The sequence below is a fragment of the Flavobacterium ginsenosidimutans genome (assembly GCF_037478105.1).
Classification (GTDB): domain Bacteria; phylum Bacteroidota; class Bacteroidia; order Flavobacteriales; family Flavobacteriaceae; genus Flavobacterium; species Flavobacterium ginsenosidimutans.
Map to the genome: position 1 here is coordinate 162102 of NZ_CP147988.1, position 13619 is coordinate 175720.

Annotated in this window: 12 protein-coding genes; 6 read left to right on the top strand and 6 right to left on the bottom strand. The window is 33.9% G+C overall.

The genetic code is table 11. The features are described 5' to 3' along the window. Positions 1-76 precede the first annotated feature (76 nt). A complete protein-coding gene (locus V6624_RS00860) occupies positions 77-2695 on the top strand; it encodes a TonB-dependent receptor (protein ID WP_111285773.1) in 2619 nt (872 codons plus the stop codon). Positions 2696-2699: 4 nt separating this feature from the next. Further along, positions 2700-3542, top strand: coding sequence for a DUF4249 domain-containing protein (locus V6624_RS00865; RefSeq protein ID WP_338840587.1), 843 nt, complete (start codon positions 2700-2702; stop codon positions 3540-3542). Between the two features lie 43 nt (positions 3543-3585). On the opposite strand, the gene V6624_RS00870 is transcribed toward V6624_RS00865, so the two are convergent. From V6624_RS00870 to V6624_RS00885, 4 genes are all read right to left on the bottom strand, one after another. Further along, positions 3586-4125, bottom strand: coding sequence for a GNAT family N-acetyltransferase (locus tag V6624_RS00870; protein ID WP_338841899.1), 540 nt, complete (start codon positions 4123-4125; stop codon positions 3586-3588). An 11-nt stretch (positions 4126-4136) separates the two neighbouring features. Further along, positions 4137-4766 (bottom strand): MgtC/SapB family protein, encoded by a 630-nt coding sequence (locus tag V6624_RS00875; RefSeq protein ID WP_111285769.1) that lies wholly within the window; start codon positions 4764-4766, stop codon positions 4137-4139. A 98-nt stretch (positions 4767-4864) separates the two neighbouring features. Next, positions 4865-6667: a glycoside hydrolase family 2 protein gene (locus V6624_RS00880; protein ID WP_338840588.1), complete on the bottom strand. Its 1803-nt coding sequence runs from the start codon at positions 6665-6667 to the stop codon at positions 4865-4867. Between the two features lie 310 nt (positions 6668-6977). Further along, on the bottom strand, positions 6978-7583 hold the full coding sequence (locus V6624_RS00885) for a nucleosidase (protein WP_338840590.1): 606 nt from the start codon (positions 7581-7583) through the stop codon (positions 6978-6980). Between the two features lie 183 nt (positions 7584-7766). On the opposite strand from V6624_RS00885, the gene V6624_RS00890 reads away from it, so the two are divergent. From V6624_RS00890 to V6624_RS00905, 4 genes are all read left to right on the top strand, one after another. After that, entirely contained in the window at positions 7767-8330 is a 564-nt protein-coding gene (locus V6624_RS00890) for a DUF6642 family protein (RefSeq protein ID WP_111286024.1), read from the top strand. 2 nt (positions 8331-8332) lie between these two features. Then, the gene (locus tag V6624_RS00895) at positions 8333-9253 is read left to right on the top strand and encodes a helix-turn-helix domain-containing protein (protein WP_239455636.1); all 921 of its coding nucleotides are present in this window, start codon (positions 8333-8335) and stop codon (positions 9251-9253) included. 70 nt (positions 9254-9323) lie between these two features. Next, the gene (locus V6624_RS00900; protein WP_111286020.1) at positions 9324-9524 is read left to right on the top strand and encodes a hypothetical protein; all 201 of its coding nucleotides are present in this window, start codon (positions 9324-9326) and stop codon (positions 9522-9524) included. A 21-nt stretch (positions 9525-9545) separates the two neighbouring features. Then, positions 9546-10124, top strand: a complete 579-nt coding sequence (locus V6624_RS00905) for a pentapeptide repeat-containing protein (RefSeq protein ID WP_422389342.1) — start codon at positions 9546-9548, stop codon at positions 10122-10124. An 89-nt stretch (positions 10125-10213) separates the two neighbouring features. Here the strand turns inward: V6624_RS00905 and V6624_RS00910 are convergent, their stop codons facing one another. Together V6624_RS00910 and V6624_RS00915 are read right to left on the bottom strand one after the other, a co-directional pair. Further along, positions 10214-11782, bottom strand: a complete 1569-nt coding sequence (locus V6624_RS00910) for a DUF5123 domain-containing protein (protein WP_338840592.1) — start codon at positions 11780-11782, stop codon at positions 10214-10216. 30 nt (positions 11783-11812) lie between these two features. Then, on the bottom strand, positions 11813-13603 hold the full coding sequence (locus V6624_RS00915) for a RagB/SusD family nutrient uptake outer membrane protein (protein WP_111285755.1): 1791 nt from the start codon (positions 13601-13603) through the stop codon (positions 11813-11815). Between the last annotated feature and the right edge of the window lie 16 nt (positions 13604-13619).

The following is a 13619-nucleotide window of genomic DNA, read 5'->3' on the forward strand; positions in this document are numbered from 1 at the left end:
GAAACTCCACATCCTCCTAATATTCAGGATAACACGAGGTTATTCCATTTAATAATATTCAAAAATACAAAATTTCATGAAGCATATAATTTCAGCATGCTTTTTTTTATTCAGTTTATGTATGTCAGCTCAGAGCGTTACAGTAACTGTAGATCAAAATACGACATTAAAAGAATTCTTCAAGCAGATTGAAAGTCAAACCGATTTTAAATTTGCTTTTACAGATCAAATTGATACAAATAAAAAATATTTTACAAAGAAAAGCACTTTTACGACTATCGAAATTGAGAAGCTTATTTCTGAATTAAATCAAACTTCTATTGTACAGTTTTCTATAGTGGGCAATAATATTTTTGTGAAACAGAAATCTCAAACTCAGAAACCAGCTAAAAAAAAAAACAAGCTGACAGGTCGCATTTTTGATGATGAAAGACAACCCGTTATTGGCGCCAACGTTTTTATTAAAGAATTGGAAACAGGTGTTGTAACAGATGTTAATGGAAATTATAGCATTGAAGTTCCCGACGGAAATTATACGGTTCAAGTGAGTTATGTTGGATTTAAAAATGAGGAAAAACGAGTTTCTGTTACAGATGATAATAAAGTCAATTTCAACATAGATCCAGATAGCCAGCAATTAGGAGAAGTTATTGTAATGAACAATAAAGCTGCTGATATTAAAGCAACTCAAATGAGTGTTAACAAGCTTTCGATGCAGGAAATTAAAAAAATTCCTGTTGCAATGGGTGAACCAGATCCTTTAAAATCAATTTTGACTCTTCCTGGAGTTACCAATGCTGGAGAAGCTTCTTCAGGTTTTAATGTTCGAGGTGGTGCTGCCGATCAGAATTTGATTCTTTTAGATGGTGCTCCTGTTTATGCAGATTCACATATGTTTGGATTCTTCTCTATTTTCAATGCTGATATTGTTAACGGTTTAGATTTATATAAAGGAGGAATTCCGTCAAAATTTGGAGGACGTGTTTCTTCTGTTTTAGATGTAACACAGCAAACAGGAGATTTTGAAGAATATAAAGTAAATGGAGGAATTGGAATTATCTCAAGCCGTCTTTTAGTTCAAGGTCCGCTAGAAAAAGAGAAAGGTTCTTTTATTCTTTCTGGGCGTGCTTCTTATGCACATTTATTTATGAAATTGGCAGATAATAATAACTCAGCGATGTTTTATGATTTGAATGCTAAATTAAATTATCGTTTTAATGCCAAGAATACGCTTTCGTTTTCTGGTTATTTCGGAAATGATTTATTCGATATTAACGATCGTTTTGCAAGTACGTACGGAAGTACAATGGGTATTTTAAACTGGAAACATAAATTTACTGATCGTTTAAACAGCAATTTATCAGTTTTCTACAGTGATTACAGATTCAATCTAGAAATTCCAATTGAAAGTTTTAAATGGGACAGCAATATTGCGAGTTACGGATTGAAATACAATTGGAACTTCCAACAATCTGAAAAGTTTAAAATCAATTACGGAATTGATGGTTTGTATTATAATTTCAACCCTGGAGTTGTAAAACCTACTTCTTCGGATTCGCAGTTTAATTATATGCAGCTGGATAAAAAATACGCTTTAGAATCTTCTGCTTTTGTTGATTTTGAAAATCAGATTACAGAAAAACTGACTTTTCGCTACGGACTTCGTTATAGTATGTTTTTACGTTTAGGAGACGAAACCATCAGTACTTACGAAAATGGTCAAGCAGTAGTCTACAATCCGCTTTATAAAATTTATGAAGAAGGGACGCCAAACGGAAGCATTTCGTATGGAAAAGGAAAAACAATCAGCAACTTCAATAATTTTGAACCAAGAGCGGCCTTATCTTATGCTTTTAACGACGAAACTTCTATAAAAGCAAGTTACAACAGAATGGCTCAGTACATTCATATTTTATCAAATACGCAATCTCCACTTCCAATGAGCATCTGGACACCAAGTGGGCCTTTCACAAAACCTCAGCTTTTGGATCAATATGCGATGGGTTATTTCAGAAATTTCAAAGACGGGGATTACTCTTTAGAAACCGAATTATTTTATAAAAATGTTCAAAATCGTATTGACTATATTAACGGCGCTGATATTTTGGCTAACAACAACATTGAACAGGTTATTCTAAACGGAAAAGCCAGATCTTACGGAATGGAATTATTATTTAGAAAAAATACGGGTGTTTTCACAGGATGGGTTTCCTATACTTTATCTAGAGCAGAACAAAAAACGCCAGGAAGAACTCCAGAAGAACCAGGGGTTGCAAACGGTGACTGGTATTTATCTGGTTATGACAAATTGCATAATTTAAGTATTGTGGGGAGTTATGAATTGAATCCGAAATGGTCTTTTAATGGAAATTTCACTTTACAGTCTGGACAGCCAGTAACGTATGCAAATGGATACTATGAAATGGGAGGCATTCATATTCCGAATTATTCTTTGAGAAACGAAAATAGATTACCGCTTTTCCATCACTTAGATGTTGCGGCTACATACACGCCAAAACCAGACAAAAAGAAAGGATGGCAGAGCTATTGGGTATTTAGCCTTTATAATATTTACAACAGAAAAAATGCGGCTTCTATGAGTTTTACAACCAATGAAGATACAGGAGCAAATGAAACCAGAAGGCTTTCGATTTTCGGAATTGTTCCTGGAGTTTCTTATAATTTTAAATTTTAATGCTATGAATAAATTGAAAAAATATACGGTAATGAATAGAGTGCTAGCATTAATAAGTCTTCTTTTTGTTTTTTCTTTCGCTTCTTGCGAAGATGTAGTCAATCTGGATCTGGAAACTGGCGAAACCAAACTGGTAATAGATGCAGAAATCATTTGGAAAAAAGGAACTGACGGAAAAGAACAAACCATAAAAATCAGTAAAACGGCTCCTTATTACAACAATTCTACGCCAAAAGTTTCAGGGGCGCAAGTGAGAGTAGAAAACAGTAACGGAGATGTTTTTACTTTTAACGAAACTGAAACTGGAGTTTATAAATGCACTGATTTTGTTCCTGTAATTGATATGGATTATACGCTTTTTGTAGAAGCAGAAGGACAAAGTTTTACAGCGACTGAAAAACTGACTTCTGTAACTCCAATTAATAAAGTTGAACAGAAAATTGTTCCTGATTTTGACGGAAAAGATATAATCGAATTGACTTTTTATTACAACGATCCTGCAGATCAAACTAATTTTTACGTGACCGATTATCAAAGTGAATTCTTGATTTACCCAGAATACGAAATCACAAATGATGAATTCTATAACGGAAATGAAATCAGTACAAGATATTCCCATTCAGAGGACATGAAACCAGGAAACACGGTTACAATTACACATAGAGGTGTTTCTAAAAACTTCTTTAATTATTGGAAATTAATTTTGGAAGCTTCGAGTTCTAATCCGTTTTCTGTTCCACCTGGAAATATTAGAGGAAACATTGTCAATACTACTGATGCTAATAATTTCGCTTTTGGCTATTTTAGACTGTGCGAAGCCGATCAGGTTCCTTACTTGGTACAATAAAAATGGTTATCCATAAAAACACAAAAGCCTTAAACATTCTCGTTTAAGGCTTTTGTGTTTTCCAATCTTTTTTATCGATTTGATAAACAAAATTCAATTTTGGTTTTTCGCCAAAATAAGCAACTTCTTCTTCCGCAACTTTTTTAGCTCCTACCCTAGAGATTGCAATTTGTGATCTGATATTTTCGGCACCAATATGAAATCTAACTTTAGAAACATATTCAAAAAGATAATCCAGCATCGTCTTTTTTACACTTTGATTAACGCCTTTTCCCCAGCACGAAACAGCATAAAAAGTATAACCAATAAAAACACAATCTTCCTCCTGATTGAAATCGTAAAATCTTGTGCTTCCTATAACGGCTCCAGTTTCTTTATTTATAATTTTAAAAGCGCCTTTGCTTTTGATTGCTCCTTCAAAAAAATTTTGAAAGACTTCTTTTTGCCATCGGTCTTTGTTTGGATGCTGTTCCCAAATTTTAGGATCGGAAGCGACTTGGTACAAATCATCAAAATCTTTTTCTTCTAAAGGAGATAGAATACAAAGATCATTTTCTAAAACGGGTTGTAAACTAAAATTCATCATTCTTATTTTTATAAAACTAATTCTTCAAAAATTGGATCCATTAAAAGCGAGGCATACAAAGATTCTATCGAATTTTTGGAACCATGTATCTGCCATTCTAAAGTAACATGATCTACATTACGACGCTGTGTGATCAATTTTGATTTTACGCCAGAAGTCGAAAAAAGTTCTTTACATCTTGCGTGACCATCATCGGAACGTTTGAAGGTTATTCGGAGAATTTTATGCTCGTTGATGAGGTCAATTTTATCTTGAAGAACCGTTAGCATCGTTAGGATTACAATAATCATAATCGCTGCACAAGCCGAAGCAAAGTAATAACCCGCTCCTACTCCCATACTAACTGCCGCAACCGACCATATTGTCGCCGCGGTTGTAATTCCCGTAACATGATTATCTGATCTAAAGATGACTCCCGCGCAAAGAAAACCTAAACCAGTTACAATATTAGAAGCTATTCTGTCTGGATTTCCTGCTCCACCGATCCATTCAGACATTAAGGTAAAAAAACAAGCTCCTACAGAAATCATTATTGTGGTGCGAAGTCCAGCAGCTTTTCCTTTGTATTCTCTTTCGGCACCAATTAAAGCTCCCCAAAATGTTGCTAAAAGCAATCTTATAATAATTTCTACTTCCATTTAAGCTTTATATTTTTTCAAATAAAATTACATAAAAAACACAAAAAAACCTTCAAAATTAAACTTTGAAGGTTTTTCTATTTATCTAAACTTTTACATTACTTATATTCTTCTTCTTTTTGCTTGTACCAATCTTTCATTACATAAAAAGCTTTCTTTTTAATTCCTTGATCTGAAACTAAACCTTTACGATTGAAGAAATCCTGAATATTCGGTAATTGTCTTCTTGGCGATCTAAAATCAACTAGAATCCAAGGAGAAACTCCGGCTAATCCTTCAATGCGATTGAACATCTGTGTGTTTTGAATGTATAATTCTTCCTGATATTCTTCGTTCCAGCGTTCTTTTTTATCGCCGTGTAAACCTTGCAAAGCTTCGCCACCAAATTCACTTATAATAACGGGCTTGTTGTACGGAATTACCCATTGCATATCTTTACAAGATTCATTAGTTCCTCTGTACCAGCCTAAATATTGATTGAAACTCACAATATCTACATATTCATTCATATTGTCGTGAAGTGTATTGATATTATTGGAACTCGAAGTAACTTCCATCGCCATACTAATCAAACGAGAATTATCCTGCGTACGTGCATATTTTGCCAATTTGCTTAAGAAAACATCTCTATCATCACCGTGTGGAGTTTCATTCGCAATTGACCAAATTACAATTCCGCAACGGTTTTTATCTCTGTAAATCATATCGTGCAATTGGCGTTCGGCATTGGCATAAGTATCAGGATTTGTCCACGAAATAGTCCAATAAACTGGCACTTCAGACCAAATCATTAATCCCATTTTTTCGGCTTCTTTGACCATATTTTCGTTGTGCGGATAATGCGCCAAGCGAACATAATTACAGCCTAATTCTTTTGCCCAAGTCAACAACGTGATCGCATCATTTTGAGACCAAGCTCTTCCGGATCTAAAAGGAGCTTCTTCATGAATGCTGATTCCGCGTAAAAAGACTTTTTTTCCGTTTAACAGAATTTCTTTTCCTTTGGTTTCAATAGTTCTAAAACCAATTTGATCGGCAATATTTTCATCTGCTTTGCTAATCGCTACCTCATATAATTTTGGTTTTTCAGGTGTCCATAAAACAGGATTGGCTTTGACTTCAAAAGAGGCAATCCCCTTAGCGTCGGTGGTAACGCTTTTTTTAATTTTCAATTCTGGAATCGAAACCGAAACGGACTGATTTGCCGATTCGCTGTTTAGTTTTATCCAACCAGAAATTTTTCCTTTTTCTTTTTTATCCAATTGAATTAAATAATCTTCGATATACGTATTCGGAACTTGAGCCAGAGTTACGTCTCTTGTGATTCCGCCGTAATTCCACCAATCCATATTTACAGTTGGCACGTTGTCTTTATGGCGTTTATTATCGACTTTTACTACTACAAAATTGTTTCCATCAACTAACAAATCGGTTACATCAAAATTAAAAGGCGTATAACCACCAACGTGAGTTCCTGCTAGTTTTCCGTTTACATAAACTTTCGCATCATAATTGACCGCTCCAAAATGAAGAATTCCTTTGGTTTTGGCATCTTTTTTATAATTGAAATCTTTTTGAAACCAAACCGTTCCTTCGTAAAAAAACAATCTTTCGTCTTTCGAATTCCAATCAGACGGAATATCCATAACTGCTGAGGTTGCAAAATTATATTCGCTCAGTTCTGCGGTGTTCCATTTTTTATTTTCGAAAAATCCGTTGTTTTTAAAAGGCTCTAAACGGTAATTATAATATCCGTTTTCGAGAGGATCTATAATATATCTCCATTTTCCGTTTAATGTAATATTGTTTCGAGATGAAATGTTAGATACCAACGGAATTTCCTGTGCTATTGTTTTTCCCATTAACAGAAAAGTACAACACAGCATTATTATCTTTTTCATAGTTAAAATCATTTTGGTTTTGAGAATCTTTAGTTAGTACAATATGAAGATTATAAAGTTAAAAAGTTTCTTTAAAGCTGTATTAAATCAAACTCATCCATTTCTTTAAAATACCCCATCAAATACTTATCAGTTTTATGTTAGAATAAGTATTCTTGCTGTTTTTGAGCTGTATTTGTATAAAAATAATGTACCTAAATATGATTTACATGTCGCTCCGCTGGAGCTTTTTGAATTTGCGGATTTGAATTATGCTACAAATATTTTGCTCCGCTGGAGCAACTTCCTAAAAAGACAAAAGCCACTTCAATTAAGAAATGGCTTCTGATTCTTTTATCAATCCTAAAATTTTACCGTAAGCAATTGCCGCTTTATGAACCTGAACCGTCCAGTCTTCGGCAGCATTATCATCGGCTCCGTCTGAAATATATTTTAAACTTAAAAACGGAATGTTTTCCTTCATGGCAATCATGGCTAGAGCATAAGCTTCCATATCAACCACATTGTAGGCATCTGAACAATGTTCCATTTCGAAGTTATCTCCTGTTCCGCAGATTCCTTCTTTTAGATTATCCATCAATAAACCGTATTCTAAAACTGGAGGCAAACCCGAAAGAGGCGTTTCGTATAATGCAAATCCCAAGCCTCGAACATCCATATCTCTTTGAATAAATTTGGTACAGCAAATTACGTCGCCTTTTTGAAAACAGCTACTTCCTGCCGATCCTAAATTTATTATTACAGAAGGTCTTTTCTTTTGAATCGCTTTTGTCAATTCATAAGTTGCGTTTACTTTTCCAATTCCGGTAAATAAAACATTCTGTCCTTTAAAAACTTCTGCTGCTTCAGATTCAAGAGCAAAAGAGAATAATATATCTTCGAGGGCAAAAGATGCCGTCTGATTAATTTGTATCATGTGTAATTTATTTTCGGTTTACAAAAATACGCTTAAAAATTTACTCGGCTTTAACCAAAGTTTAAAATCTAAAAAGCACGTTAAATTCTATTTTCTATGCTAGATTTCATTTCAGAAAAAATACTTTTGTTAGAAACAAAAAAAGAAGAATTTCAATCCCTAAATACCAGAAAGAAGAACTGCATGGATAATGAAAAATTTATTTTCTGCCTTGAAGGCGTCAAAGATATAGACGATCATACCCCAACTAATGTGGTAAAATGTTTGGAAGAATTGGCCATTGACCAAGGAATTTCGAGCATTCATAAAACTTGTGATACAATCGAAGGTTTAGAAGAAAGTTTGAATATTTTACTTTACGAAGATCATAATTTCAAGGATTATGAAATTATTTATCTTGCCATGCCAGGTCAGGAAAACAATATTTGTCTTCACGATTATTATTACAGCATCGAAGAAATTGCCGAATTGTTTGAAGGGAAAATGAAAGGCAAAATTATTCATTTTGCGAATCTGAAAGTTTTAGATTTAAATGAAGAAGAAGCACAATATTTTTTAGACATAACTGGAGCGAGAGCAATTTCTGGCTACGGATCAACTTATAATAAAATTGCAAGCTGCAGCACGATTGATAAAGCTTTTTTTAGTTTGTATCAGGAAAACGATAATTTATTTGAAGTTGTCGAAGATCTTTATGCCAAACATTACAATCTCTGTAAACTGCTTGATTTTAGATTATATTATTAAAAATGAAAAAGAAGCAGGCAGAAAAAATAAAAACCTATGGTCCAAAAGGATTTCGAGAAAAGTTTTTAGGAGAAGACAATCCTATTCATTTGCTTTTCAAGTCGAATTCTGATCATTTTTTCTGTCTTGAAATCGAAGAAATGATGCAGATGCAACATCCTGTTCCGCCTTCTAAACATTCTTGCCATACTTTAATTTTTATTTCTTCAGGTCAGCATGTTATGAAATTGGGTTATCAGGAACATATCACAACTGATAACGAAATGATAATGGTTCCGGCTGGGCAGATTTTTTCGCTTGATAATATTAATAACATTCATAAAGGCTATATCTGCCAGTTTCATCCTGATATTTTAATTCGAAAATACGGAAGCCGCGAACTGCTGAATGATTTTGATTTTTTAAAGATTTCAGGAAATCCGAAAATTAAACTCGCTCCTGAAGATATTACACCAATTACTAATATCTTGGAACGATTGAAAAAGGAATATTCAGAAACCACAATTACAGATTTGAATATTGTGCAATCGTATCTTATTACGTTGTTTTATGAAATGAATAAAAATGCGGTAAAAACTTCTAAAAGCATTTCGGCAGCAGAAGTAATTACGGGAAAATTTAAAGAGCTGATTCATGATCATATAAAAGTCCAACACCAAGTTAATTATTATTCCTCGCTATTAAATGTCACTCCAAACCATTTAAACAAATGTGTCAAAACTGTAACTGGAAAATCGGCGGTTAAATGGATTGACGAAAACATATTATTAGAAGCTAAATATTTACTGTTTCAAACTACTCTTTCTGTAGGTGAAATCGCAACGCAAGTAGGCTTTGAAGATCAATCTTACTTTAGCCGATTTTTTAAAAAAGCAGAAGGAATCTCTCCTATTCGATACCGAAAAATGATTGATAAGTCCTAATTATTGATTATAGAATCCTAACAAATATGTGGGTGTTTTTCAGAAATTTGCTTCCTCAAAAATGCAAATTATGATTTATGTTTTTAAAACTTCCGTTGATAATAAGGCCAAATTTGAATCGGCTTCTGTATTTCTAAATGAATTATTACCTAATTCTGAGTGGAATTTTGACCTTGAAGACTGCGACAATATTCTGAGAGTTGACAGCGAATTGAATGTTGCAGAAATACTTCAAAACAATACTATTTTCGATTGTATCGAATTAGAATAAAACTTTATACGCTTTTTTAAAATTTATATGGAATCAAAATTATATCAAAACAGAACTTTTGAATCGATCGATTATTCGGATCAAAGTTTAGCCAATACCGAATTTGTTAATTGCGAATTCATTAACTGTAACTTTTCTAAAAGTGATTTGAGTCATAATGACTTTCTAGATTCTACTTTTAAAAACTGCAATCTTTCGCTGGCTGTTTTAAAAAACACTGGGTTGAAAAACATCAAATTTATTGGATGCAAATTGATGGGACTTGATTTCAGCGCTTGCAATAGTTTTCTATTTTCGATGAATTTTGAGGATTGCATTTTAGATTATTCGACTTTCATTTATAAAAAGCTCAAGAAGACCAATTTCGTCGATTGTTCTTTGAAAGAAACAGATTTATCTAATACCGATTTATCTCTGGCTATTTTTAAAAATTGTGATCTTTCTGGCGCCACTTTCGTGGAAAGTATTCTGGAGAAAACTGATTTCAGAACTTCTAAAAATTATTCTTTTGATCCGTCAGAAAACAAAATAAAAGGCACAAAAGTTTCACATACAGCGCTCGCAGGATTACTTGAAAAATTCGATTTTATAATTGAATAAATTAGAAATCATTTTGTAAAAATATAGATTCATAAAAAAAGCGGAATACAAAAATGTATTCCGCTTTTCTATTAACTAACCATGAAATTTTATTTTAACCATCTTGGATCTCCAATATTGTTATCAATCAACGTTTGATTTTTAACTGTGAAATCTCCATTTGCTGGATCAACAAACTGTGGATTTGCAGTAGTTGCTGATGCATCAATTTTATTATTAGTAATTGTTGCGTCTATAAAACTTACCGCATCATTGTAATAGTTTTTATTAAATGTCGGCTGATTGGTCGCTGGCTGATTGGTAAAAATTGCAGTTGTTGAAGTAATCAACGTGTTTTTAACTGTTGAGTTATTACTTGCAAAACGTAAGTACAATATTCTCTTAGGAGCAACTGTATTTGATACATTGTATAATGTACAGCTGTCAATTAATACATTTGTAGTTAATCCCGTTCCTGAGAAACCATTTGGAGAAACCACTGCATCAGCTCTTACAAAGTCACGTCCTATAGAACAAGTATCGAATGTACTGTTTTTAAGAACAATACTTGCAACATACGTATTTCTAAAATCGATAAAATCTGCACCAATATTAGTGTTTACATTTTTTACAATACTATTATCTACTGTGAAAGAAGACAATTTAGAACCAGCCGCGTTTGCAGCAATTAATGCACGAGTATAATCATGTACTTTACTGCTGCTAATTAAGAAATCACCATAAGTTGAGTTTGCTCCAGAGATAGTAATTACGGCCGCATTATCCATTCCTGTTCCATCCAAATCAAGATCAATCAAAGACAGATTTGCTGTTCCTGCATTAACTGTAAATTTCACATGCAACTTCGGTTTATCATAAGTACGAAGTCCTCTTAGTGTAATCGATTTGTTCAATGCGATCTCGCCTGTAAATACAGTATAATCTCCAGGCATTAATACAAGAACTGATCCTGAAGCAGCTTCAGTAATTTTAGCATTCAAATCGTCTTCTGGTTTAATCAAAATTCCAGTTCCAATATCAATTCCAGTCGTAAATGTTGTTGTACCTCTTTTCTTAGTACCATTCATTAACTCGGCTGTATAAGCTGTTTCAGCAGTTAATCCGGTAACAACTGCAACTCCTGCTGTTTTTTCTGCTGCTGTAATCGTATGTGTTATTGCACCTGGATTTACAACAATTTGTGTAACAGTAATGTTAGGAGTCCATCTTAAAGTCACTTGTTTTGCTTCTACATCACCATCTTGAATTGGAAGAAAAAGTTCCTCTGACGAAGTTGTAGCAGTTACAACAGACCATTTAGAATCATCTAAACCTGAAGCGCTTACTGATTTCACTCTGATTGAATAAACCGTTTCTCCTTCTAGCGCCACTTTTACAGGAAGTTCTGTTGGAGCGACATTGATGGTTTTATAAATGGTTTTAAACTCTGGATCATCTGCACTAAACTCTACCACATAATGATCTGCATCTTCTTTTACTGTCCAATTTAATTCGACAGTAGTCTGATTTCTAACGGTAGCTGTAAGCCCTATTGGCGAAAAAGCTCTAGTTACATTTAAATCGTCGATAACAGCTTCATTAAAAGTTTCACAGCTTGAAAAAGTCAGCAAAACTAATAATGCAGCGATTATTCCTCTAGTTATATATTTTGTTTTCATAATTCTACTTTGTTAATTATCAGAATGTTATTAATACCCATAATCATTAGTCAGTTTTCCATTACTTCCGTCAAGGAACACCTGCCAGATTGGCCAGAATTGTCTATTATCTGGATTAACACCTGGTTTGTACAAAGTATTGATCTTAGTTTCTGATGCGGCACCAGTCCAAGTCCAAGCGAATTGTGTATAATCTGCGCCTGGATTTGTAGTTTCGCCACGGTTAAGACCATAAATATCTAAGCTTACATTATCAGATTGGTACTTATAATATAATGTTGCTGGAACATCTGCGTAAGCACCTGTACGATCCGCTAAATTTTTCATTTTTACTTTAGCTTCATCTAATTTTGTTTTTAATAAATTCCAACGAATAAGAGCTTGTTTACGCTCCATTTCACCTGTAAACTCATATTTATTTTCTTCAACAAGAGCATTAAACATAGCTGTTTTGCTAGTCAATGCATTTACATAATTATCAACTTTTTCTGTTTGAACTGCTGTTGGGAATGCTCTTCTTCTAATTTCTTTTAAATATGGAGCTGCCGCCGCTGGACCTTCTAATTCGTTAGCTGCTTCAGCTGCAATTAAAAGAACTTCTGCATATCTCATATAAATTTTGTTCACCCCATCGTCATTTGTTGAAGTAACAAAACGAGTCATCCATTCGTAACGGTATTTCCCAAAATACCAAGTATTTAAAGCTCCCAATTCTTGTTTAGCAATATTGTTTACTGCTGTACCATATTTATAAGGAACACAAGTTACATCTCTTCTTGTATCTGCTTGATCGTAATCGTAGAATACTGTTGGAAGTGGTCCTGCTACACCACCACGATTTGCACCGTTAGCATGAAACTGGTCATTTGTAGTATGACGAACAGCAAAAGTAAATAACATACGACCTCTACCATCTGAGAAAGGAAGCTCCCAAAGAGATTCTCCTCCTGCTGTAATATTTTCTTGGTTGTATTTTTTCCAAAATGTCTCAAATGAAGACTCCAAATGTGCTGAACCGCTAGCAATAACAGAACGAGATTCTGACAAAGCTAATGCATACATATTTGCAACAGATAATTCAGGATCTGTACTTCTTCTAATTCCGTCAGGATATTGCTGATAACCGCTTGCCGCTAATGCTAAACGAGCACGAAACCCTTTTACAAAAGCTTTATTAATTCTTTCTACTGTACTTGTTGCAGTAGATTCACCTGGCCAAGGAACCAATGTTGCTGCTTCAGCTAAATCAGCTAGAAGCTGTTTGTAAATTACATCTCGACTTGATTTTTCAATATAAATAGTTGCATTGTTTAATGGCTCAAATCTTGCAGGCACATCTCCCCAAGCTTTTACCAAATCTGCATAATAAATTGCTCTTAATGTCAATGCTTCACCTAGCAGATATCCTAATTCTGATCCTGGTGTTGGATTACCATAAGTACGTAAACCACGAATACAGATATTAGCACGCTCAATACCTGAATACATCATTGCCCAAGCATTATTAGTTGTATTCATCTGAGAGTTATTTGGCTTTGCATCATAAGTACATAAATCAGAAGCATCACTAACTGTTTGAGAAGAATTGTACCATTCTGTATCTGTATTTAATCCATAAAAAGGAAGAAAACGTCCTCTGTATGAGTTGGTCTCAGCAAATGGAATTTTAATTCCGTCAATTGCCGATTCAGCTAATCCTGGGCTAGAAAAAATAACCGATTCGTCTAGTGTTGATTTTGCTGGAGCATCTAAGTAATCATCTGAGCAAGAAGTAAAAAAGCTTGCTACAAATATTCCTGCGATTAATATTTTATGTTTCATCTTGTGAAAGTTTTAC